Raw genomic sequence first — 21,581 nt, forward strand, 5'->3', positions numbered from 1 at the left:
AGCTGTTATGGAGGATAAACAGGCAATTTGGGGCGGGCTGGCTGCCGGTTACTTCTTTTGCGCCGCCTTCGGGGCCATGGTTTTTGCCGTCATCGCTTTTCTGGATATTATAACCTCGCCCCTTGCCGGTGAGGTAAGTGGTACCGGTAGTTTCCTGGGCCTGGTAGCTGCCGGCCTGGGCGGCCTGTTATTACTTGCCGAGCTGGGCAATAAAAAGCGATTTCTTTTAGTTTTCAGCCGTATGCAGTCAATTATGACTAAAGGCGCCCTGTTTTTAAGCTGCTTCATAGTACTGGCGGCAATATATACCAGCTTTTGGTTTGATATCTTTCCCTGGGCCGGGGAAAATGCCGGGCGGCGGATTATCGGGTTCCTGGGCATAATTTTTGCCGTGGCCCTGGTAATTTACCCGGGTTTAGAGCTGGGCGAAGCCCGGGGCCGCTCCTTCTGGAACGGCAGCGCCCTGGTGCCCCTGTGGCTGGCGGCAGCCCTTACTTCCGGTTTGGCCGGCGTAATCCTGGTGGCGGCGGTAACCGGGACGTCGCCAGCACCAACTATTGCTATTCTGGATAAAGTCCTCCTGGCCTTGATCATCACCCAGATAATCTTAATCGCGACTTATATCCTGGGGATGCGCCAGTCGGCGCCGGAGGAAGCCCGCCGGTCGACGGCAATGCTCCTCACCGGCAAGTTGAAAAATATTTTCTGGTGGGGGATTGTTATTTGTGGTCACCTCATCCCTTGCCTCCTTTACTTCGGTGGCAGCGGCGCTGGTATCCTGGCGGTAAAATCATTGTTTGTTCTGGCAGGGGAAGTCTGCCTGCGAGTTGCATTTCTCCAGGCCGGCGTCCGGGTAAGCCTTCCCGGTGAAGATAACGAGTGGTACCAGGAAGAGGAAATAGCCGTCCTGGCCGCACGTCTGGAGCAGACATGGCAGGAAAGGGCGGCCTGGCTTAATGGCAAATAATTTGCGGGCACGGGCGGAAGTGACCCTGGCCAGGCCTGAAGACGGCCCGGAGTTACAGGCATTATTGCAGGACTGGGGGATGGACCTGGCCGGGGAACCGGAAGAACACGCTGTGATCAAGGTGGACGGGAGAATTTTTGCGGGAGGTAAAATAACCTGGCTGGGGGAAAATTCTTTTCACCTGGAATTGCTGGCGGTGAAGAGAGAAGCCAGGGGCCAGGGATTAGGAGGAATGTTGCTTTTGGAGTTAATAAAAAAGCCCTGGGCCTACTGTGGCAGTTTGCTGAACGGGAAGTTTAGTACTTATCGCGTTACGAATATTGCCAGGGGGGAAGCGGCAGGGTTTTACCGCCAGTACGGCTTTCGCCACTGTCTTTTTTCCGACCTAGCAAAAGCTTACCAGGAGCAGTGCGACGGTTGCCCGGAGAGGGAAGCTTGCCGGCCGGTGCCCATGATTTATATACAGGAGGTTAGTTAGTTGCGCCAAGCATTAATTGTCTTCACTAAAGTCCCCAGGAAAGGTGATATTAAGACCCGTCTGACAAAGGAAAAAGGCGGGATTTTAACACCCGAAGAAGCGAAAATTCTCTATGAGGCCTGTCTCCTTGATGTTATCGAAGTTGCCATGGCGGCCTGCGAGGACGAGGGTGCCGAACTCTGGATCTGTCATGATGCCGCCGGCGACGGCGCCTACCTCCAATCCCTCCTTAAAAGCCTGGCCCATCCGGAAAAGGTAAAGGGTGTCTTTGCCGACAGGGGTGGTTCCTTCGATGACTGCATGCAGTTTGCTGCCGATTATATTCTCAAACCGCAAGAGGAAACAAGAAAGGCCGATAGTGTTATTATCATCGGCGGGGATTTACCGACGCTGCAGCCGGTTACCCTGAAAAAAGCTTTTACCGCGTTAGCCAGGTTCAGTCAAAGCGAGGCCGGACGGGAAGCAGTGTGGCAGGCTGGTAGCCATTCCACACCGGACATGGGGGCGGCCCTTGTCGAGGCGCCATGCCAGGAGGGGGGATTTTCCCTGGTAGGCTATACCAGGACTACACCCTTTGATTTTTACGGCGTATTTTACAACAGCGATGGCATAACGGCCCTCGATATGCTGGTTAATAAAGCGGTGGCAAAAAAGATACCTTTTGCCGCCCTGGAGATGGTTCCCGATATAGATATCCCCATCGATTTAGCAAGCATCATTCCCGTACTGCGTTCCCTGGAACTTGCCGCTGCGACTGATGCTGACGTGATGGTGCCCCGCCGCACCATGGCAGTCCTGAGGGAGCTGGGTCTTGAAGCCACCGCCCTGCCGCCGGAGCGTTAGCGGATTGTCTGGTGATTGATCGCATTAATTAAAAAGACAAATTATGACCAAGTTAACAAATCAAGGAAAGGATGGATGACTTGAACGTTGCCAGAGAGGTCGCCGGCAGCGGTGATGGGCCGCGCCGGGAAATAGCAGAAAAATGTACTGCCTGTGGTCAATGTATTGCTTCATGCCTGCTATTGGAGGAGATTGGCGAAGCCCCCCTTGAGATTGCCGGTCGGGGAGCAACAGTAGAGGAAGCTTTTTCCTGCACCCTATGCGAACTATGCACCGCTGTATGCCCGGCAGGCCTGTCCCCGGCGGGCATGTTTGCCGCTAAACGCACCGAAGCAGTAGCAAACGGAGAATTTCCTATATACGATTATCGCTACCTTTACCCGGACCGGGAGCTTAATACTTGCAAACTATACCGCGAAAAGTACAACATTCATTACCAGGAGCTGCCCGTTGATCAAGAAGGCGAGGCAGCCTTTTTCCCGGGGTGCACTATGTTGACTTATGGATCGGATTTAACCAGGGCTGCCTTTCATCACCTGGCGAGGCTCTGGCCTCGCATGACCCTTTTAACCGACTGCTGTGGTAAACCCCTTTACCAGATGGGTTTAAAGGAACGCGGGGAAAACTATACTGCCTTCCTTAAAAATAAACTAAAAAAACTGGCTGTAAAGGTATTAATCACCGCCTGCCCCAACTGTTTTTACGAGCTGCGTAACCAGCTGGCACCAGACGGCATTGAGGTCAGGACCATCTACGAGAACTGGGGATTCGGGGTGGCCGGTAAAGGATTAATTACCATTCATGATTCCTGTCCTGACCGCCATGAGGGCATCTTTGCCCGGCAGGTACGTGAGGCCTTGAGGAATAGCGGCTACCGCTTGGTTGAGATGGAATACTACGGGGCGAACACCTTCTGTTGTGGCAGCGGCGGCCAGGTAAGCCACTTTCGTCCTGACCTGGCCATGGCCCTGACCGACCGCCGCCTGGAAGAGGCAGGTAATACCGGAGCCGGGATCCTGGCTGGATACTGCTTGAGCTGCGTTCTTAATTTCGCTCGCGATGCCAACGGGCTCAAGGTGCGCCATGTCCTCGATTTGTTGCTCGGTCAGGAAAAGGATTACAGTGAAATTAAAAAAAGGGCAAAGGCTCTTTATACCGGGCCCGAAGGTGAAGAAAACTGGCGGCGGGTAATGGCGGAATAACTATTGCAGTAAAGGGAGAGAAACCGGTGGATAACCAGCAACTCGCTAGCATTTATAAAGACATATTAGCCCTGCGTTGGGAGCCGGTAGCAGTGCGGTTACTGCGTCCCAGCGAGGCCATACCCGCAGGGGTTACAGAACCCACGGCAACCTTGCGTCACTGCCAGGCCATTATTGCTGCCAGGCGGGGGTGGAGTTTGTATATGCCACCGCGCCGGCACGCCTGCCCCGACGGGGCGGCCATTATGGGCCTCATACCCATGCCGCCCAAACTGCAGTCGGGTGAATTATACCTCCTGTTTAAAAAGCTGCCTACCCTGGAATGTGCCCGGAAGATGATCGCCGTCCGGCCTTGTTTTCCGGCCGGCAGCTACGAGGCCACCCTGGTAGCACCTTTGAGTAAAGCCAACTTTGAAGCCGACGTGGTAATCTTCACCCTGTGGCCGGAGCAGGCCATGTGGCTTTGCTGCGCCCAATCGTATAACAGCGGTGAACGGCAGGGCTTTAACACCTCGGGTTATAACTCCACCTGTGCCGACCTTACCGTCCAGCCCATGCAGACAGGGAAAATGAATATTTCCTTCGGTTGTTACGGCAGCCGCGCTGCCAGTGACATAAGCGATTTTGAGCTTTATCTCTCTCTCCCGGCTGCCCAGCTGGAGATTGTGGCTCGTTCGCTGCAAAAACTGGCACAGAAAAGCATACCTGAAGCGCGCCATAAAATCTATATGCCGCCCGTTATGGAAAAAGTAGGCGTCCAAAAGAAGAATACCTTGGATGTCCCGGCGATTCAGATCAACATCGATGCTGCCAACTGTTTAGGAGAAGGCCTGTGTGCCGACTTTTGCCCCTACGGCGTGTTCGTTATGGAAGAACAAGACGGCCGCCCGGTACCAATTGTCAAGAACCCGGAGCGTTGTACTGCCTGCTACACCTGCGTAGGCCAGTGTCCGGCAGGGGTTATCCAGGTTTTGCAGCAATAGTATATCCCGGGGGGTACCGGTCCATAGGTAAAAAGAAGACGTTAATTTTATCTACGGAGGGGACAGCAATTTTGGAAAAAAGAATTATAATCAGAGATATTCTCAACAAATGCCTGGACGGTGGGATACCTACCAGGGAAGAGGCAATAGCCTTAGTGCAGGTTGAGCTGGACAGCGAAGAATTTTATTCCCTTTGCTATGTGGCTAATAAACTTAGCCGGGAGCACTTCGGCAATAAAGGCGATGTCGTTGCCCAGATCGGGCTTGATTATGCTCCTTGCTCCCGCAATTGCGGTTTTTGTTCTTTCGGTCGTGATGCAGGAGTAGTCAAGGAACGCCTGGAATGGGATACGGATACAGTTGTAAAAGCAGCCCTGGCCATGGTAGAAGCAGGGGCTAACGGCATCTACCTCATGACGACGGCTGATTACCCATTCAAGAAATTTATCGCCATTGCTGCCGCAGTACGCGAAGCCGTGGAGGACGATATTCCGTTAATAGCTAATATAGGTGATTTTAATTATGAGCAGGCGCAAAAATTAAAGGAGGTTGGTTTTTCCGCCGTTTATCATGCCCTCAGGTTAAGGGAAGGGACAGATACCGGTATTCCCAGAACGAAGCGCGAGGAGACAATTGCCAACGCCAGAGCCGTCGGCCTGGCTGTCCAGGTGTGCCTTGAACCCGTAGGACCGGAGCATACTCCCGAAGAAATGGTTGAGCAGATGTTCTGGGCCAGAGAGATTGGCGCCACCTTTAACGGTGCCATGAAAAGGACGGCAGTCCCGGGGACACGCCTGGCAGGCCTCGGGGAGATATCTTTCCGGGAGTTGGCACGCCTGATTGCCGTTACGCGCCTGGTGATGGGCGACCGGGCCACTGCCCACTGCACCCATGAGCCCAACCTGCCGGCCCTGATGGCGGGTGCCAACCTTATCTGGGCCGAAGCCGGGCCGAATCCCAGGGATGTCCTGCCTGATACCGCTGCCGGGCGGGGCCAGAGCGTAAGGAAATGTCAGGAAATACTTTTTGAAGCCGGATACGATCTGCGGCAGGGCGCCACCCCTTCTGCCTATCCTGCCGGTTAAAGGGGAGGGAGAAAGAATGGCGGCGACCTTTAAACTCCTCGGTACCGGCGCCGGTCCGGGAGTACCGTCCTTTTATTGCAACTGCATTGCCTGTCAGGAGGCCAGGGAAAATCCACGCTTTAGCCGGACACGGAGCGGGGCTATCCTGGATTTGGGAGAGAAGAAAATTCTTATCGACGCGTCGCCGGACTTACGTCACCAGCTTTTGCGAGAAAAGATTGATGAGCTATCATGTATTTTTCTCACTCACTGGCATTACGACCATTTTGGCGGTTTGGGTGAAGTGGAATTCTATGTTCGGCTGGTACGTCATGAACCTTTAACCCTCTACCTGCCGCCCAGCGCCGTAGAGGAATATCAGGCCGCCTTTCCGCACCTTCAGGATGTCCTGGTACCTGAACCATGGCAGTTTGGACGTTGCTATGACTTTGGCAGGGCGACTCTTACCCCCTTACCGGCCAACCACAGTATCGAAACAGCAGGCATACTCGTGGTGGGGAAAAAGAGCCTTGCCTACTTTACTGACACCTGTGGCCTGCCGGCGGAAACTTTGCAGCGGGTACAGGGTGTAGACATCCTGATCTGTGACGCCACTTTTCATGGTGAAAACTGGTATCCCCATAGCCACATGTCGGTAGAACAGGCCATTGCCCTGGGCCGCGCAACAGGGGCGGGGAAAACGATTCTCAGCCACCTTGCCATGCATTACAGCCAGGCGGTCACCGTGCGTCAACTGGAGCAAGAAATAGCTTCTTATCCCGGGGTTTCCCTGGCTTTTGACGGCCTGGAGCTAGAACTGTAGTCCATTTAAGGCCAACCACGCCTTTTGCGCCCAGGCCGGGTTGGCCAGCAGGGCCCGGCCGATGCCAACCAGATCGGCCCGCCCCTGCCGGATAACCATATCGGCAAACTGGGGCGTTTTAATGCCACCCGTCACTATAACCGGCACCCTGGCTACAGGTTTGATGGCAGCGGCCATATAGAGGAAGAAACCTTCCGGTCCCTGTTTCATATAGCCACCCAGTCCCCCAGAAAGGTCAATAACGTCTACCCCAGCATCTTCCAGCAGGGGGATAATCCGGCAACTTTCTTCAAGATTTAGGCCACCTTCCATGCGATCGTCGGCACCCAGGCGGTAAAAAACGGGATAGGCGGGACCGACGGCTTCCCGCACGGCATGGACGACCTCCAGGGGGAAACGCAGGCGGTTTTCCAGGGAACCACCGTAAGCATCACGGCGGCGGTTGGTGAGGGGTGAAAGAAACTGGTTCAAAAGATAGCCATGGGCGCCGTGGATTTCTACCAGGTCAAAGCCGGCTTTCTTGGCCCTGGCGGCAGCCAGGGCAAATTTTTCTGTTAACTCTTTAATCTCCTTAACTGTTAGTTCATGGGGGCGTTCTTCAAAGGGGATATATAATTCTTCAGCTTTTCCAGGCCCATCTTCTTGATTCTGGGACAATTGCCGGGAACGGCGTGGTAGAAATGGGAGAGGTATGCCTGAAGGGGCCACGGCATTTTCCAGGACTCTCGCACCCGCATGGTTGATTTGAATACCGGCAATCGCACCTTCGGAGCGGATCTTAGCTGCCAGCTTAGTAAGGCCGGGTAAGAGACGGTCATGGTAAATACCTAGTTGTTTGGGATGGGCCTGGCCTTCCTCGCTAATATAAGCATGTTCTACAATGATGAGGCCTACACCGGCGCGGGTGTTCGCCCCGGCAAACTTTTGTCCAGCGTCATAGGTGCTGCCACCATGATAAGCCCTGGCCCGGAGGGTGTAGTGTTCAAGCATTTCCGGGGTTATCTCGCCCTCGGAAGCAGCGATGCCGAGGGCCATGGGGGGCATGACTATACGGTTGGGTAAGATAAGGTCTTTGACTTTCACTGGGGAAAATAAATGAATATTAGTCATTGGTACATCCTCTCCAAGATTAACAAAGGCATTATTGGTTTATCTATAACAAAAAAATCAATATTTTTTCTTCGGTATATAGCCTTATTTTCCTGCCCTGTAATCAATTAAGTTTAATCAGCAACCCTAAACTACCAAGACCACTTTAAGTGGTCTTATTTGATGCAAAAATAATTTTCAAGTGTAATCGCCCCCTATCTGAATTCCTTGAAGATCCCTTAAAGCGGGAGGTGCGCGTAAAGACAAGTTACGAAAAGATTAGGGATGCTGGTCGGAGAAGGAGGAAAATGTTATATGGTTGTAGAACCTATAGTGGCACGGTTAGACAAGGATAAAGTATTGCGGTAGAAAATACTGTTGAAATGTGAAATAAGGGTGATGGTTACGCCGGTGGTAGAAATTTTAGTGTTCTTTTTTTTATCGGCAGCCGGATTCCTAGCGGGATTTGTCGATTCGGTCGTTGGCGGTGGGGGGTTGATTTCCGTTCCGGCCCTTTTGCTTTGCGGTGTGTCACCCAGTGTGGTTTTAGGAACGAACAAACTCGCCGGGACCATGGCTACCTTAACCAGTACCATTTCCTTTGCCGCTTCCGATAAGGTAAACTTCTCGCTGATTAAATATCTTTTCCCCTTTTCTCTGCTGGGAGCGACCTTGGGCGCCCATATGGTTAAATATATTCCCTCCCAGATTTTAAAACCGCTAATAATTGTGCTGCTCATTTGTGTAAGCATTTATACCTTACGCAAGAAAGATTGGGGTTCTATTTCCACCTATGCCGGCAGAAACAAAAAAAATATTTGGCTGGGTGCTGCTGTGGCGGCTGGGCTAGGTTTTTATGATGGTTTTTTTGGCCCCGGAACCGGGTCATTTTTAATCTTTGCTTTTCTTCAGTTCGGTTTTGATTTTGTGGTTGCCGCAGGTAATGCCAAAGTCTTAAATTTTGCCAGCAACATAGCTTCCCTGGCCACTTTTATACTAATGGGCGCTGTAAATTATAGTTATGGTATAACCATGGGGATTACCATGGTTATTGGAGCGTTGCTCGGTTCCCGGTTGGCAATCACTAAAGGGACGGCCTTTGTCCGTTTGATGTTTATCGCCATAACCTTGCTTTTAGTAGGTAAGCAGGTCTGGGATTTATTGCATTAATGTAAAATGCTCCCGCGGTAATACTGGGGAGCATTTATTAAAATATAGAAACTCTTTTATTGGTGGGGAATTTGCGGCTGTTCAAAGGACGGCGGCTGCGGGTTGTGGAGGGAGGAACCCACAAAATCGCCGGGTGTGGACAGGTTGAAGGCGAGGCGGGCATCCTTGTCCACCCCCCAGTCCCGGGTAGAGCCTGTGCCCCTAATTTTTTGGAAACAATCCCGGAACATGGTGTTGTGGGCCTCTTCCCTGTTTAACAGGAAATCAATCATCTGACGTACATAGCGGTCGGCGATTTGCCGGTGCAGGTATTCATACACAACCTTGGCCCGCTGTTCGGCGGCGATGTTGGAAAGCAGGTCGGCGGGCAGGTCGCCGGTAGCTTCGATGTATGACGCGGTCCACACTTGGCCGGAGGCGTTGCTGTAAAAAGGGTTTAGTCCCGTCATTACATGCGCCTGTACGTTGCCGATGGTGGCGTTCATGGCCTGGGGTTCATGGCCATTCAAGAGGTTGACCGCCGTACAAACCATTTCCAGGTGACTGAGCTCTTCGGCGGCTATATCGAGGAAAATATCCCTGATAGCCGGGTCGTGAATACGAAAGCTTTGGGCCAGGTATTGCAGCCCTGCCTTCAATTCGCCGTGGGGACCTCCGATTTGCTCCTGCAAAAGAGCCGCATAGTTCGGATTAGGGCGTTCTACACGTACCATTTCCAGGAGCTTTTTGTCGTGTTTAAACATTGTATTCCTCCTTCTTGTTTTTATTATTACTCGAGGAGCTTTAAATTATTATTAACAGATAGGCAGGATAAAAGGGAAAGTAGGCGAATAATGAAAATAAAAGCTTGAAAAATGTTAAAATTGGAGGAGTACCGGTGGGAAAGTTGAAAGCGGGTTTATGGTTGACGATCTTGATAATTTTAGGCATGTTTTTCATTACCGGTGTTGGAGGAGAAAAAACTGATGCGGGAACCAGGGTGAAAACGAGCCAAAATGACGAAAACATACCTCCTGCACCCCAAGAAAAAGAAGAACAACGGAAAGAAGACACCACAAACAATGTACCGCCTGTAGCAACGGTAGGTAATAACAACGCAAGTAATAAAACCAATAATACCAATTCCAAGGTTTTTGTACCGCCAGCGCGCGGCTACTGGATCGAGGTTAGTACAGATGAGCAAAAAACAAGGATATATTACGATGGAAATTTAATAAAAGAATGGGATGTATCTACCGGAACGGAGGACAAGCCCACTCCTATCGGCGTTTTTAAAATACAAAACCGCGGTGAGTGGTTTTTTAGCGAAAAGTATCAGCAAGGAGGACGATGGTGGGTATCCTTTAAAGATTGGGGCGTTTACCTTTTCCACAGCGTGCCCATGGACAGGGAAAAGAGGGTAATTGTTGAGGAAGCGGCCCGCCTGGGAACGCCCGCCTCCCATGGGTGTGTAAGGCTGGCTACCGAAAATGCCAAATGGATTTATGATAATATCCCGCAAGGAACTCCGGTATATATACATTAAAATCGGTACTGTCCGTTCGGACGGTTACTGGCTCGCCTGGAGGGGAGTACATACGCTTTCTTTGACACATCGCCGTAATAGCTGCACGGACAGGGGTTTATGCTGCCGATTAAAAGAAAATTGGAGGTCTACGTTATGGTCAGGGCTGAGGAAATAATGGTTAAAGACGTGGCGGTCGTGCACCCGGACGATGTGGTGACCGACGTGGTGGGCCTCTTCGTTGAAAGGAACGTCACCAGCGCGGTGGTAGTCGACGAGAAAAATACCGTCAAAGGCATTATTACCGACGGCGACATTATGGCCGCCGTAAGGCGCCGTCGTCCGTTGGTGGTAGACTTTTTTAATTTTATATGGGCGGCCGGGGACGAAGTCGATCTGGCCGTCAAAGCGGAGGCCCTGTCGACAATGAAGGTAAAAGACCTCATGACCAAACAGGTTATAACGGTAGGAGAGGATACGGAGATACTTGAAATCGCCCGGCTGATGGCCGAACATAAAATCAAACAAATACCTGTAGTACGGGGAAACTTTTTAGTAGGACTGGTCCGCCGTTATGACATCGTCAAGGCTGTAGCCTGGCAGGTAAATAGATTACAGAACGATACAGAGTAGAGAAGCAGAAATTAATTTAGCAGACGGTGGTGTGGCGACCAAAAATTTATTCTTTAGCAGGAGCAATAACTCAACCTGGATTGGAGTGCCCGGCTATAATATTGACAGAGGTAGCCAATAAATCAATCCCGGTTTACGCGGGATTTTCTGTTTTCGTGGCGTAATCATCAAAAAGCGTCATGACTACCATATTAACGAAAATAGTAGATGCTGGTAAGTTGAAATCATATAACGGTGGAAGTGCCGGACAGGGATTCCTGGGGATGTACCTCCTGGCCGTTACTCCGGCGGAGCCCGATGGTGGAGCATAGTCCGGCAGCTATCGAGATGTCTGGGGTTGCCGTTATGATAACCGGGGAGCCTGAGGGTGCTTCTGGTGTAAAGATTATACCCGACCGTGATCGAGAACCTTTTAGCATTACAGAAGCGCCATAAATTAATAAAGGTGGGTCGGCTTTGAAAATATTAATCACCGGCGGTACAGGCCTTTTAGGACGTTCCCTTTGTACAAAACTCCTACAGGCAGGTCATGATCCAATCGTTCTTTCACGTGACGCTGCGGCAGCAAGGGGCAGGCTACCCTCCGGGGTTCAGCTTATCCAGTGGCAGCCCGGCGCTGAAAGGGTACCCTTGGCGGCCCTGGAAGGTGTAGAAGCGGTTATCAACCTGGCCGGGGAGAATATCGGCGTCGGGCGCTGGACTGCTTCGCGAAAACAGCTTATTATGCAAAGCCGTGTGGGTATAACTCGGGCATTGGTAGAGGGCTTTCAAGGGTTGAGTAAGCCTCCCCGGGTATTCATTAGCGGGTCGGCAATCGGTTATTACGGCCCTTGCGGTGACGAAGAACTGACCGAAGCATCGTCACCTGGAAACGATTTTTTAGCTAAAGTCTGCCGGGCTTGGGAGCAAGAAGCCAACCGGGCCGGGGAATTGGGGGTGAGGGTAGTAACTATACGCACCGGTATTGTCCTGAGCAGGGAAGGAGGAACCCTGCCGCGTATGGTTACCCCTTTTCGTTTGTTTATTGGCGGCCCGTTAGGTAGCGGCCGGCAGTGGGTTTCCTGGATTCACATTGCTGATGCTATAGGGATCATCAAACTGGCCCTCGAGCATACAACCGTGGCTGGACCGCTAAATCTTACCGCACCCCGGCCGGTACGCATGGAGGAATTTGCCTCGGTTCTGGGAAGAGTGCTGAAGCGGCCTTCCAGTTTGCGAGTACCGGCATGGGTGCTGAAAATGGCATTAGGGGAAATGGCCGCTCTTCTGCTTACCGGCCAGCGGGTGCTCCCTGCCCGGGCTTTACAGGAGGGTTACCAGTTTCGCTATCCCGAGTTAGCAGGGGCCCTGGAAGATTTACTCATATCCTCACGCCATGAAAGAAAGGGATAAGGTGAACACCGGCGAAAGAAGGCTACTGTTGAGCTAGCAATCCTCGCCTTTAGAGCGTGCGCCCGATCTTCTCAATCGCCAAAAGTAATCGAGGAGGTAGTAGCCCTTGTAAATAGTCAACCAATAACTAAGGAAGCCCTGGAAAAAGAAATACTTAGAATGCAATTAACCGCTGAAATGAGGATTCAATCAGGATCTGTTTCTAACATCGAGTTTTTAAAGAATTCCGGACGGGAGTGGTCCAAGATGGATAAGAAGCTGCCATCCAGCGAAGTATCTGCTCGACGCTTTGCTACCTCTTAACGTTCCTATATTCCACATCCCTGGTTATACTTTCCATGATTTTTAGGGGCAGTCTAAAATTAGAGGGTTAGCCCGATGACTAGATGAAGGTTTTATAAAGAATAGCGGCGAAATAATGCGAACCAAGGTGTGTTTTGGTCGTTTAAGTCCAAATTATTGGAGGTTAGTAGCAGCTACCAACAGATTAATAAATAATAACAAAACATAACAAAAAGCTTACCATAAAGTTATGGAACTATTAACCATCAGCAAAGCGGCAAAGAAACTGGGCGTCCATCCTAACAGCCTGCGCAACTGGGAAAAGCGGGGCTTAATCAAGCCTGTCCGTTTGCCTGGAGGCCAGCGCCGGTACTCCATGGATGAACTCAATAAGCTTCTACAGTCCGGCCAATTGACTGGCGAACGCGAGGCAGTCGTGCTGTACGCCCGGGTGTCCACCAAAAAGCAGGCCGACGCCGGCAACCTGGAGCGGCAGATGGAACGGCTGCGCCAGTATGCTGGAGAACACGGGTTTACCATCAGGGCGGAATTTGCGGACGTGGCTAGCGGCTTGAACCAGAAGCGCCGTGGCCTGGCCAACGTACTCAAGTTAGCCGAGCAGGGTGAGTATAAGAAACTTATTATCGAGTACCCCGACCGACTGGCCCGTTTCGGATATTCGTACATTGAGCGTCATTTAAAATATTGCGGCGTAGAAATAATCGCCATAGCGGAAAAAGAGCCGGAAGACGCTCAAAGCGAATTGGTGAAAGATTTGCTGGCCATAGTCACGTCATTTTCTGCCCGGTTATACGGGGCCAGGGGCGGCAAAAAAGTGAGGCAGGGGTTTCGGGAACTAATCGCGGGAGTGGAGCTGGATGAAGAAACAGCGAAAGAACAAAAAGAGAATGAGTGAACTTAACGGCGGTCTTAAGTATACCATCTGCGGCGAGTGGTTTCCGGAAGCTTACCCCGCTTACCGGTCCAAGAAATGGGGCCGGGGGGATGAAGACCCGCTGGATACTGAGATGCGGCTTTTCTGCGCCTGCGAGCGCTGGGCCTTCAACCGGCTTATGGAAGGCCGTTCCCGGGAAGAACTCAAACAAGAAGGCCAGCGGGTATTCGGCTTAAACTCCCGCTATTGTGACGACGCCATACTGAAAGCGAGGGCTATCATAGAATCGCAAAAGGAACTCCTAGCGTTAGAAATCGAGGAAACAGAAACCAAGCTGAGCCGGGCCAAAAAGAAATTCCACTGGGCTGCAAAGGTCCTGGACAAAGCGATCAAGGCCAAAGACCCGGCAAAAATCGAGAAAACCAAACGTATTCTCCACGGCCGCAAAGCCCGGGTCAAAAAGCTTGCCGCCAAACTGGCCGAACTCCAGAAGCATGAAGCTGACGGCACTATCCCCAAGGTAGTATTCGGGGGACGGGCCTTATGGCGGCAGGTCTGCCGGGGCAAGGCCAGCCGGGAAGAATGGCGCCACACCCGGCAAAACCGGTTATACGCCCGGGGCGACGAAACTAAAGGCGGCAACCCCAACATGAAGGTGGCTTACCAGGAGGGGAGATTTACCCTGGCAGTCACTATTTCCCATTTATCCGAGCAGAAAGGTACTGACAGCAAAGGAAGGCCCATAATGACCAGGGCACCGCGGGTGGAAGGAGAGCTCTGGCTGCCGGAAAAACACCGGCTCAAGGTGTGGGAGTTGCTTCTTTCCGGCGCACCCTATAACGTTGAATTGATTAGAGGCCGTGACAACCGGTACAGGGTCCATATCGCCTTCACCGTGACGGCGCCTGAATTGGTGACCGACCCCAACCGCGGCTACCTTGGGATAGACACCAACCCAGATGGGGTAGCTCTGGCTAACGTTAATTATTTTGGCCAGCCCGAGCCCTGGCCGGAAGGCTTCACTGTTCCTTATCCCAAAGCCTTGCACAAGTTTGCCGGAGAGTTTCAGACGATAGTACACCCGAACGGTTTCCTTTACCTCAAGATACCGGAACTGGCTTACAGCCGCAGTTTTAGACGTACTTACCTCATCGGCGTTCTGGCCCAGGTAGTGGTGAACATCGCCAGAGTTTTAGGCAAATCTATCGCTATAGAAGACCTGGGCTTCGGCAAAGACCGGCTGGACACCGATAAAAAGTTCAACCGCATGGCGGCCAATTTTCCTTACCGGAAGATAACCGAAGCTATTATCCGTAAAGCCTACAAAGAAGGCGTCGGCGTAAAGCCGGTCCGGCCAGCTCACACTTCCACCATCGGCTATTGGAAATACATGGAGCGGTATGGGGTAACAATCCACCATGCCGCCGCATTGGCAATCGCCCGCCGGGCAATAGGTTTTAAAGAACACATCACCAAAGAGTTAAAACAAAAAATCCAAGCCATTAAAGAAAAGCTGAACCAAAAGGCGAATTCCTTGCCTGGGGAAGGAAAAGGGATGACCCGAAAGGTGAAGCAGCAAATCATGCGGCTGGGCGAAAAGGTTTCCGTTCATAACGGCTTAGACCGCTATAAACAGGAATCCTTTTATTCAGTCTGGCATGACTTGAAGCAGCTCGCTTTATCAAGTAGGTGACCCCGTTAGCCGGTATCGGACAAACCGGTAGGCCGCATCTAACAGATCGCGCGGAGGCGTCCGGCACCTGAAAGAATAAAGTGCTGGACCACTTGACGGTCAACGCAAGGCGAGAACTTTTATGGTTCTCCTTAAGGCCGCGCCTTGCGCCCGTGAAGTGCCGTTCTCCCGTCCGGGTGAGACTCCCGGGGCCGAGGTCTCCCTGTCGCGAAGCTTGCTCCCAGGGCAGGCAAATCAAATCCGAAAGGAGCGAAAAGCCTGGTCATGGGGAGGCCGCCTAATAAGGATTGACATGATGTATCAAGAATTGTTAGGTTTTTTGAACCAGGCCAGTACAATGCAGCAGAGCTACAAGTTAAAAGCTAGTCCCTTGAGTGAAAAATACTTACTAGAGCTTAAGTTTCCGGGAAACGGCGATAATATTGCTGATGCAGACCGTTTACGCCAAGCACTGGAAACCCAAATTGGCTGTCCCGTGAGTATTCCTCTTGAGTTACTAAGGGAAATCCCGGAAAAGTTACGCCAGAATGATTGGAAGGTAACAGTAACTATAGGATACTACTGGCCTCCGGGGTGGGGGTTAGAACGACTGGTCGCCGAGTTAGTGGAAGTAGGGCCGGGTTCTGACCGGTTAGGACCTTTTGGCCTGGCGGTGGACTTGGGCAGTACCACTGTGGGAGGATATTTGTGGGATCTAGGTTCAGGTAAACTTCTCGCTGCTGATGGTGTGACTAATGCACAGACGAGGCTTGGAGAAGATATCCTGACTCGTATTCATTACGCAGCTACTCCTCAGGGACTAGCAGAACTGCAGCAGTTAGCAATCATGAGTATAAACAGGATAATTGATTTGGTGACCAAGCAGGCTAACATAGTACCGCAGGATATTACCGCAGGGGTAATTAGTGGTAATACAACTATGGTGCATCTATTACTGGGTCTACCAACAGCAAATATCTGCCGGAATCCTTATGTGCCTGTAGTTAACGCTCCGGGGTTTTTCCCGGCAGCAATGATAGGTCTGGACCTCCACCCACGAGCTCTCGTTTACCTTTTACCCAGCGTAGGTAGTTATGTAGGAGGAGACATCCTGGCGGGTATTTTAGCGAGTGGTATGCACCGGCAAAAAGAGGTCAGCCTTTTGGCGGACATTGGTACCAACGGAGAAATGGTCTTAGGCAATCGAGAATGGTTGGTGGTAGCTGCTGGAGCAGCCGGACCAGCCTTGGAAGGTGGGGTAGTAGCTTGTGGCATGCGGGCTGAACCTGGTGCAGTTTGTCAGGTTCGTATAGATCCGGATACAGGCAAGGTGACTTACCGCACTATTGAAGATGTACCCGCGCGCGGTATTTGTGGTTCAGGCATTGTGGATGCAATAGCTCAAGCGCTGCAAGCAGGGATCATTAATCAGCGAGGAGAATTACGTGAACCGCTTACTTCTCTAGTGGTTGTGCCGGCAGAGGAAAGCGCTACTGGCCATCCCATCGAGCTCACTGCCGTAGACATCCAGCGGCTGTTGCGCACCAAAGCTGCAGCCAATGCCATTATGGCTACGCTGCTAGAGAGTGTTGGCTGTACTTTTGCCGATCTTAAGTACTTTTATGCTGCTGGTGCATTTGGCGATCACCTAGATATTGAATCAGCTATTACCATTGGGCTATATCCCGACCTGCCGCGGGAAAATATCATACGCTTAGGAAATAGTTCTGGTACAGGTGCCAGCCTGGTCCTTACTGACATTAATAAGGCACAGGAGTTAGAAGAAATATCCCGGCGCGTTACGTATCTGGAGATGAACAATAGCCAGCAATTTATGGCCCATTTTACCGCAGGCCTGTTTTTCCCCCACACCGACCTTGACCTTTTCCCTACTGTTAAAGCTCGCCTAAAACACTAGTAGGTCGTGTCCTGAACCAGTTTTCGCCACAGCAAAACTTTATATCGTGTATAAGTTAAACTGATTGGACGTACAATCTTTTCTATGTTACATTCTTTTTATAGGTTACACCCTTAATGAAGTAAAGTAAGGAGAAGAGCAATTATGATTAAAAAGTACGCCAACAAGGGCTTTATACAACAACTGGATGGTACTTACGCTGTCTTAATTCATCCTCTCAATGGATACCTGGAACCCGAACAGCTAGAGGCCATACGTAAGCTAACCCAACAATACGGAAAGGCAAAGCTCACGGTTACCGAGGCTATCATGATTTACGGCATAAAACCCGAGGACCTTGACCAGGTGGCCGCAGAGTTAGAAAAGGTGCGCCTACCTTTGGCTGATATCGGTCCGGTGGTGCGAAATGTCAAAGTATGTTCCAGTCAGTATTGCAAGCACGTTATCCGCGATGTTACTCCTCTGGCAGCGCAAATCAATCAGCGCCTCGCAGGAATGGCGACGCCGAAAAAATTTAAGATGGCCCTGAATGGCTGCCCCAATTCATGCGTGGAGGCGCAACTAAACGACCTGGGTATCATTGCTGTCCAGGACGGGTACTGGCTTTACCTTGGAGGCAAAGGAGGACGTCAACCCCAATTGGGTACTCGGCTGGACATGGTTATCAAGGAAGAGCATCTAGTCGAAACTGTCGAACGGATAGTTAAGGGCTATCTTCAGGTTGCCCAGAACGAGCGACTGGCTGAAGTTATTAACCGGATGGGCCTTCTGCCCTTCCTAAAGGTAGCACTGGCATGGAGTAGTGAAGGAATCAAGACGTGCATAGGCGCGCGGTATTGTAAAAACGGTGTTGGTGATGTCCATACTATGGCGGAGCGCCTAGTCTCCTCCGGCAATTTACAAGGAAATATCACTATCAGTGGCTGCGGTAACGCATGTGCTGTGGACAAGGAAGCGGATTATAATATTGTTATTTTGAAAGACAGGTTATGGGTATATAAAAATGGCGATATGGATGTTGCTAATACGGATCAGTTGCCTGAGTATCTTAAAAGGAAGGGTATTTTAAAATAACTTCAATTTGAGTTTAGCAGAGAAGGGGTGTTGGGATGAATAGATTGAAAGTTCTTTTCCATGTTAACGAATCTGGCAGATGGCAAATAGTACTCGTGAACATCGCTAATTTTTTGAATGATGTTGGGCAAGGAAATGCTGACATCGAAGTAGTGGCCAACGGTGAGGCGGTTTCTATTTTCGGGAACAGGTGCCTCCTGGCCGGAAGTGAGGGTCAGGGGGCAAGCTGCGGGACGACAGCTAATGGATCGCTGGTAGAGCAGATGAAGAAGTTATCGGAGATGGGAGTAAACTTTGTAGCGTGTCGGAACGCTCTCAAAGGTCAGTCTATCGACGAGGACAGCCTCCCCAACTTTCTGACAGTTGTACCGGCCGGCATAACAGAAATCGCCACGAAACAGGCTGAAGGGTATGCCTACATCAAGCCCTGATTATGTGTCCGCATGGAGGGGAAGTGAGAAACTTCCCCTTTAATGTAATTTGAACATACGGCAATAAAAAAAGGCCCGATCCAGCACAATAAGGGGGTAGTAAAATCGTATGGAAGGAATTGTAGATTCTCATACACATGTTTCATTACTTCCGTTTGAAGGGTTGGAAAGTATGGCTCTGGCCGGAGTAAGGAAGATTATTGGCTGTTCCATGTTTTTCGGGGCCACATATGCGGAAACACTCTTTGATCACTTCCACCAGATGTTAACCCTTTCCACGAGCAATGCCGCCAAAAATGGAATCAAGCTTTTCGTTACAGTTGGTATTCACCCCATGGGAACGCCGGAAAACTGGCCCAGGGTAATCGACGCCCTTCCATCCTATCTTAATATGAGCGATGTTGTCGGTTTGGGCGAAATCGGCCTGCATGAGGGGAATAAGCGGGAACAGGACGTCCTCCGGGAGCAATTAAAGATAGCCAAGGAATACGGGGTTCCGGTGATCATTCATACTCCGCCCCAGCACAGGGTAGAAATTACCGAAAAAACGATTGAAATTGCCGCCACCGTTGGGATAGAACCCGGAAAAATGATCATCGATCACGCTAATTTAGACATCATTAACTTAATCGAAGACTTTGGGGCCATTCCCGGGCTTACCATCCGCCCGGAGGGGCTTACTCCCCATTTATTGCTTAATCACCTGGAACGTTTCCCACGAGGTGTTCTGAACAGCGATTACAGTAATCTCAAACCCAATGATCCCCTGGGCGTCCCCAGGGCCGTGCGGTACCTGGAACTGAACGGAGCTCCCCCGGAAATCATTGCGCGGATCGCGAGGTACAACGCTGAGGAACTTTTTGGTATCTAAACGACCAGGGGGGGCTACCCCCCTGATATGGAAGGACAATGTCAGGCCCCTCCGAAAAATTTTTTCGAAACCCGTTTTTGGGACAGAAGTATCCTCCTACTACTTTAAGGCAGTAATTCAAAGTTGGGCTTTTACTGGTTTTTAGCTGCTTCCGCCCGGCTCTGACAGCCAATCATTGGCGGGGAGCAAGCCTGTCAAGGGCTGCGTAGCGGGCCGCAGGCTTTACCCTTCACTGCGTAGCGACCCGCCCTATAATCCCGGAGCTGCCGAGCGGATCTCGCTTTTTTTCCCTGTTTTGTTATCACCTCTTATCCAGGGTGCAGGGGGCAATAGGTGGGTTGGGCGAATACGACGGTTGCTCAACCTGATATGCGTGGATTGGTTACCACAAGACGTTTATGCGTCGGGAGCTGCCCCGGTCTAAAAACGTGCATCAGGTCAATATATGCCTGTCACATAGGGGAAGGGGTACCGAAGATTCTCCTTACCGCTAAGGAGTGAAAATCGTTATGCAACCTCATGTGCAAAAGTGGGGCAATAGTTTAGGGATACGTATCCCTCTGTTGTTGGCCCCAAAAATAGGCCTTAGAGAAGGCACACCGGTTGATTTACAGGTAGATGACGACGCGATAATTATCCGCCGCAAACATTACAGCTTGGAACAAATGTTAGCCCAGGTTAAACCTGAAAATATTCATAGTGAAATAGATACCGGGCCTCAGGTTGGGCGGGAAATATGGTACTGATTGGTATGCACCCTTCGGCGAGTCAGAGAAGGAGGTCCACCGGGTTCATGGCCATATAAGACCGCCCAGTATTAATGATTAGTCTTTTTCACTACCTTAGCAGGAACTCCCGTTCTGGTGGCGAATAGCAAATGTGGGTCAAAAAACCACCAGGGGGTTGAACATGTTAGCCATTGTCAATTCCGTCGTCCTGGTAGGCCTGGAGGGCCAAAGTGTACGGGTAGAAGTGGATATTAGTAACGGTTTGCCTGTTTGTGAGAGTGTTGGTTAAATTATATACACGAAATGTATAAGCTTATTGCCGCCAGCAAACCATTATGTATAGGCAAAACCGTTTTTTCCCGTTATAATAGAATCAACTCATTGCATATTAAGCGTTGCTGGATTATCTAGAACCCAAACGCCTTTGACTTAAAGCATGATAGATCAAGAAGAGGGTGGGAGGTTATGGCTGTAGAAAAAATCTATAACGCGATTAAAAGGCTCCCTTCCGCGGAGCGGGAAAAATTACGTCATCTGCTAGATAATGAGGATACTGGCAATGAAAACACGAAAGCATTTGAAAGAGCAGCAGGTTCCTGGACCGACTTCGATGCTGACGGATTCATAGAAGAAATTTACCATCGCCGTAATAGCGCTGGCAGGACAGGTTCCGAATGGTGATGGCAAAATACCTGGTCGATACAGATTGGGCGGTTTTTTATCTCCGGGGCAAGGAACCATTCGTAACGACTTTAAAAGAGTACAGGCAAAAAGGACTGGCCATAAGTGTAGTTACCATCGCTGAATTGTATGAAGGGGTTTTTAGAAGTGCAAAGCCAGAGGAAAAAGAAAGATCATTGCGCGATTTTCTGAAGGGCATTTCCATAATAAATGTTTCCCCGCCTATAGCACACCTTTTCGGTCAACGAAGAGCGGAATTGCATAAACAGGGGTTAACAATCAGCGATTTTGACTTATTAATAGGTTGTACAGCGATATTTTTCAACCTAACGTTATTGACTAATAACAAAAAGCATTATGAAAAGATACCTGGGCTAACTGAAATAATTACTCTAGAATAAAAATAGCTGTACCATGGCTCCATATAAGCAGATTGACTTGAATGCTAGTAGACATAAAAGTGGGTTAATAATAGTTATTTTGGCGAAAACATTAAAAGATTATTTATAGTATAAACCCACATTTGTCCAGGTTCAAACTGGAAATAATTCTTCCAGTTAGACTGGATGGACTTCGGCAGTATATCATATCGCCAACGGTACGTGACCGAAAGGATTAGCCCGCCGGTGGGACTGAAGGGGATGTTCAACTCCGAGACCAGCATAAGCCAGCCTCTTCCGATGGGTAGCCGGATTTGAAGGATATTATAGTAGGAGATAGTTGTATCCCGATAAACTGGAAAATATATTTCAGAACATTAAAGTCATCCCCTGAGCTGCCTGCAGAGAGATAGACCTCCACACGAGGCCTTTTCTTTTTTCACCACCTTAGCAGGAACTCCCGTTCTGGTGGCGAATAGCAAATATTGGACATAAAACCAC

At 50.5% G+C, this 21,581-nt stretch carries 22 protein-coding genes; 20 read left to right on the forward strand and 2 right to left on the reverse strand.

The annotated features are described in order from the left end of the window. The first annotated feature begins 7 nt into the window (after nt 1–7). From nrfD to MHFGQ_RS05330, 7 genes are all read left to right on the forward strand, one after another. Nucleotides 8–967 (forward strand): NrfD/PsrC family molybdoenzyme membrane anchor subunit, encoded by a 960-nt coding sequence (nrfD, locus tag MHFGQ_RS05300; protein ID WP_106004925.1) that lies wholly within the window; start codon nt 8–10, stop codon nt 965–967. Continuing rightward, nucleotides 957–1,445, forward strand: coding sequence for a GNAT family N-acetyltransferase (locus tag MHFGQ_RS05305; RefSeq protein WP_106004926.1), 489 nt, complete (start codon nt 957–959; stop codon nt 1,443–1,445). Before nrfD ends, MHFGQ_RS05305 begins: the two co-directional genes overlap by 11 nt. Beyond that, nucleotides 1,446–2,288 (forward strand): TIGR04282 family arsenosugar biosynthesis glycosyltransferase, encoded by an 843-nt coding sequence (locus tag MHFGQ_RS05310; RefSeq protein WP_106004927.1) that lies wholly within the window; start codon nt 1,446–1,448, stop codon nt 2,286–2,288. 80 nt (nt 2,289–2,368) lie between these two features. Continuing rightward, nucleotides 2,369–3,490, forward strand: a complete 1,122-nt coding sequence (locus tag MHFGQ_RS05315; protein WP_211292862.1) for a (Fe-S)-binding protein — start codon at nt 2,369–2,371, stop codon at nt 3,488–3,490. 26 nt (nt 3,491–3,516) lie between these two features. Further along, nucleotides 3,517–4,473 (forward strand): DUF169 domain-containing protein, encoded by a 957-nt coding sequence (locus MHFGQ_RS05320; protein WP_106004929.1) that lies wholly within the window; start codon nt 3,517–3,519, stop codon nt 4,471–4,473. A 71-nt stretch (nt 4,474–4,544) separates the two neighbouring features. Next, nucleotides 4,545–5,558, forward strand: a complete 1,014-nt coding sequence (locus MHFGQ_RS05325) for a radical SAM protein (RefSeq protein WP_106004930.1) — start codon at nt 4,545–4,547, stop codon at nt 5,556–5,558. 16 nt (nt 5,559–5,574) lie between these two features. Then, the gene (locus MHFGQ_RS05330) at nt 5,575–6,360 is read left to right on the forward strand and encodes an MBL fold metallo-hydrolase (protein WP_106004931.1); all 786 of its coding nucleotides are present in this window, start codon (nt 5,575–5,577) and stop codon (nt 6,358–6,360) included. On the opposite strand, the gene MHFGQ_RS05335 is transcribed toward MHFGQ_RS05330, so the two are convergent. Continuing rightward, nucleotides 6,349–7,470: a tRNA-dihydrouridine synthase gene (locus MHFGQ_RS05335; protein ID WP_146127128.1), complete on the reverse strand. Its 1,122-nt coding sequence runs from the start codon at nt 7,468–7,470 to the stop codon at nt 6,349–6,351. The two genes, MHFGQ_RS05330 and MHFGQ_RS05335, sit on opposite strands and share 12 nt — an antisense overlap. A gap of 378 nt (nt 7,471–7,848) precedes the next feature. Here MHFGQ_RS05335 and MHFGQ_RS05340 point away from each other — a divergent pair, with 378 nt between their 5' ends. Then, nucleotides 7,849–8,619, forward strand: a complete 771-nt coding sequence (locus MHFGQ_RS05340) for a TSUP family transporter (RefSeq protein WP_106004941.1) — start codon at nt 7,849–7,851, stop codon at nt 8,617–8,619. A 56-nt stretch (nt 8,620–8,675) separates the two neighbouring features. On the opposite strand, the gene MHFGQ_RS05345 is transcribed toward MHFGQ_RS05340, so the two are convergent. Beyond that, nucleotides 8,676–9,362 carry a manganese catalase family protein gene (locus MHFGQ_RS05345; RefSeq protein ID WP_106004932.1) on the reverse strand — a complete coding sequence of 229 codons (687 nt, stop codon included), beginning with the start codon at nt 9,360–9,362 and terminating at the stop codon, nt 8,676–8,678. A gap of 134 nt (nt 9,363–9,496) precedes the next feature. Here MHFGQ_RS05345 and MHFGQ_RS05350 point away from each other — a divergent pair, with 134 nt between their 5' ends. The 12 genes from MHFGQ_RS05350 (at nt 9,497) to MHFGQ_RS05405 (ending at nt 21,101) form a co-directional block, all read left to right on the forward strand. Next, nucleotides 9,497–10,144, forward strand: a complete 648-nt coding sequence (locus MHFGQ_RS05350) for a L,D-transpeptidase (protein ID WP_211292864.1) — start codon at nt 9,497–9,499, stop codon at nt 10,142–10,144. Nucleotides 10,145–10,279: 135 nt separating this feature from the next. After that, on the forward strand, nt 10,280–10,756 hold the full coding sequence (locus tag MHFGQ_RS05355) for a CBS domain-containing protein (protein ID WP_106004933.1): 477 nt from the start codon (nt 10,280–10,282) through the stop codon (nt 10,754–10,756). A gap of 456 nt (nt 10,757–11,212) precedes the next feature. Then, nucleotides 11,213–12,148, forward strand: coding sequence for a TIGR01777 family oxidoreductase (locus tag MHFGQ_RS05360; RefSeq protein WP_106004934.1), 936 nt, complete (start codon nt 11,213–11,215; stop codon nt 12,146–12,148). 532 nt (nt 12,149–12,680) lie between these two features. Beyond that, complete coding sequence (locus MHFGQ_RS05365; RefSeq protein WP_343105533.1) at nt 12,681–13,346, forward strand: IS607 family transposase; 666 nt, start codon at nt 12,681–12,683, stop codon at nt 13,344–13,346. Continuing rightward, nucleotides 13,309–15,018: an IS200/IS605 family accessory protein TnpB-related protein gene (locus MHFGQ_RS05370; RefSeq protein WP_343105534.1), complete on the forward strand. Its 1,710-nt coding sequence runs from the start codon at nt 13,309–13,311 to the stop codon at nt 15,016–15,018. Before MHFGQ_RS05365 ends, MHFGQ_RS05370 begins: the two co-directional genes overlap by 38 nt. A gap of 292 nt (nt 15,019–15,310) precedes the next feature. Further along, nucleotides 15,311–16,915, forward strand: coding sequence for an ASKHA domain-containing protein (locus MHFGQ_RS05375; RefSeq protein WP_106005866.1), 1,605 nt, complete (start codon nt 15,311–15,313; stop codon nt 16,913–16,915). 144 nt (nt 16,916–17,059) lie between these two features. Then, nucleotides 17,060–17,989, forward strand: coding sequence for a nitrite reductase (locus tag MHFGQ_RS05380; protein WP_106005857.1), 930 nt, complete (start codon nt 17,060–17,062; stop codon nt 17,987–17,989). Between the two features lie 35 nt (nt 17,990–18,024). Next, nucleotides 18,025–18,420: a DsrE family protein gene (locus MHFGQ_RS05385; protein WP_106005856.1), complete on the forward strand. Its 396-nt coding sequence runs from the start codon at nt 18,025–18,027 to the stop codon at nt 18,418–18,420. A 109-nt stretch (nt 18,421–18,529) separates the two neighbouring features. Then, the gene (locus MHFGQ_RS05390; protein WP_106005855.1) at nt 18,530–19,291 is read left to right on the forward strand and encodes a TatD family hydrolase; all 762 of its coding nucleotides are present in this window, start codon (nt 18,530–18,532) and stop codon (nt 19,289–19,291) included. Between the two features lie 509 nt (nt 19,292–19,800). Beyond that, nucleotides 19,801–20,037 carry an AbrB/MazE/SpoVT family DNA-binding domain-containing protein gene (locus MHFGQ_RS05395; RefSeq protein ID WP_170066338.1) on the forward strand — a complete coding sequence of 79 codons (237 nt, stop codon included), beginning with the start codon at nt 19,801–19,803 and terminating at the stop codon, nt 20,035–20,037. A gap of 447 nt (nt 20,038–20,484) precedes the next feature. Continuing rightward, on the forward strand, nt 20,485–20,700 hold the full coding sequence (locus MHFGQ_RS05400; protein ID WP_106005853.1) for a hypothetical protein: 216 nt from the start codon (nt 20,485–20,487) through the stop codon (nt 20,698–20,700). Beyond that, the gene (locus MHFGQ_RS05405) at nt 20,694–21,101 is read left to right on the forward strand and encodes a type II toxin-antitoxin system VapC family toxin (RefSeq protein ID WP_211292922.1); all 408 of its coding nucleotides are present in this window, start codon (nt 20,694–20,696) and stop codon (nt 21,099–21,101) included. Before MHFGQ_RS05400 ends, MHFGQ_RS05405 begins: the two co-directional genes overlap by 7 nt. Nucleotides 21,102–21,581 lie beyond the last annotated feature (480 nt).

The sequence above is a fragment of the Moorella humiferrea genome (assembly GCF_039233145.1).
Taxonomy (GTDB): Bacteria; Bacillota; DSM-521; order Neomoorellales; family Neomoorellaceae; genus Neomoorella; species Neomoorella humiferrea.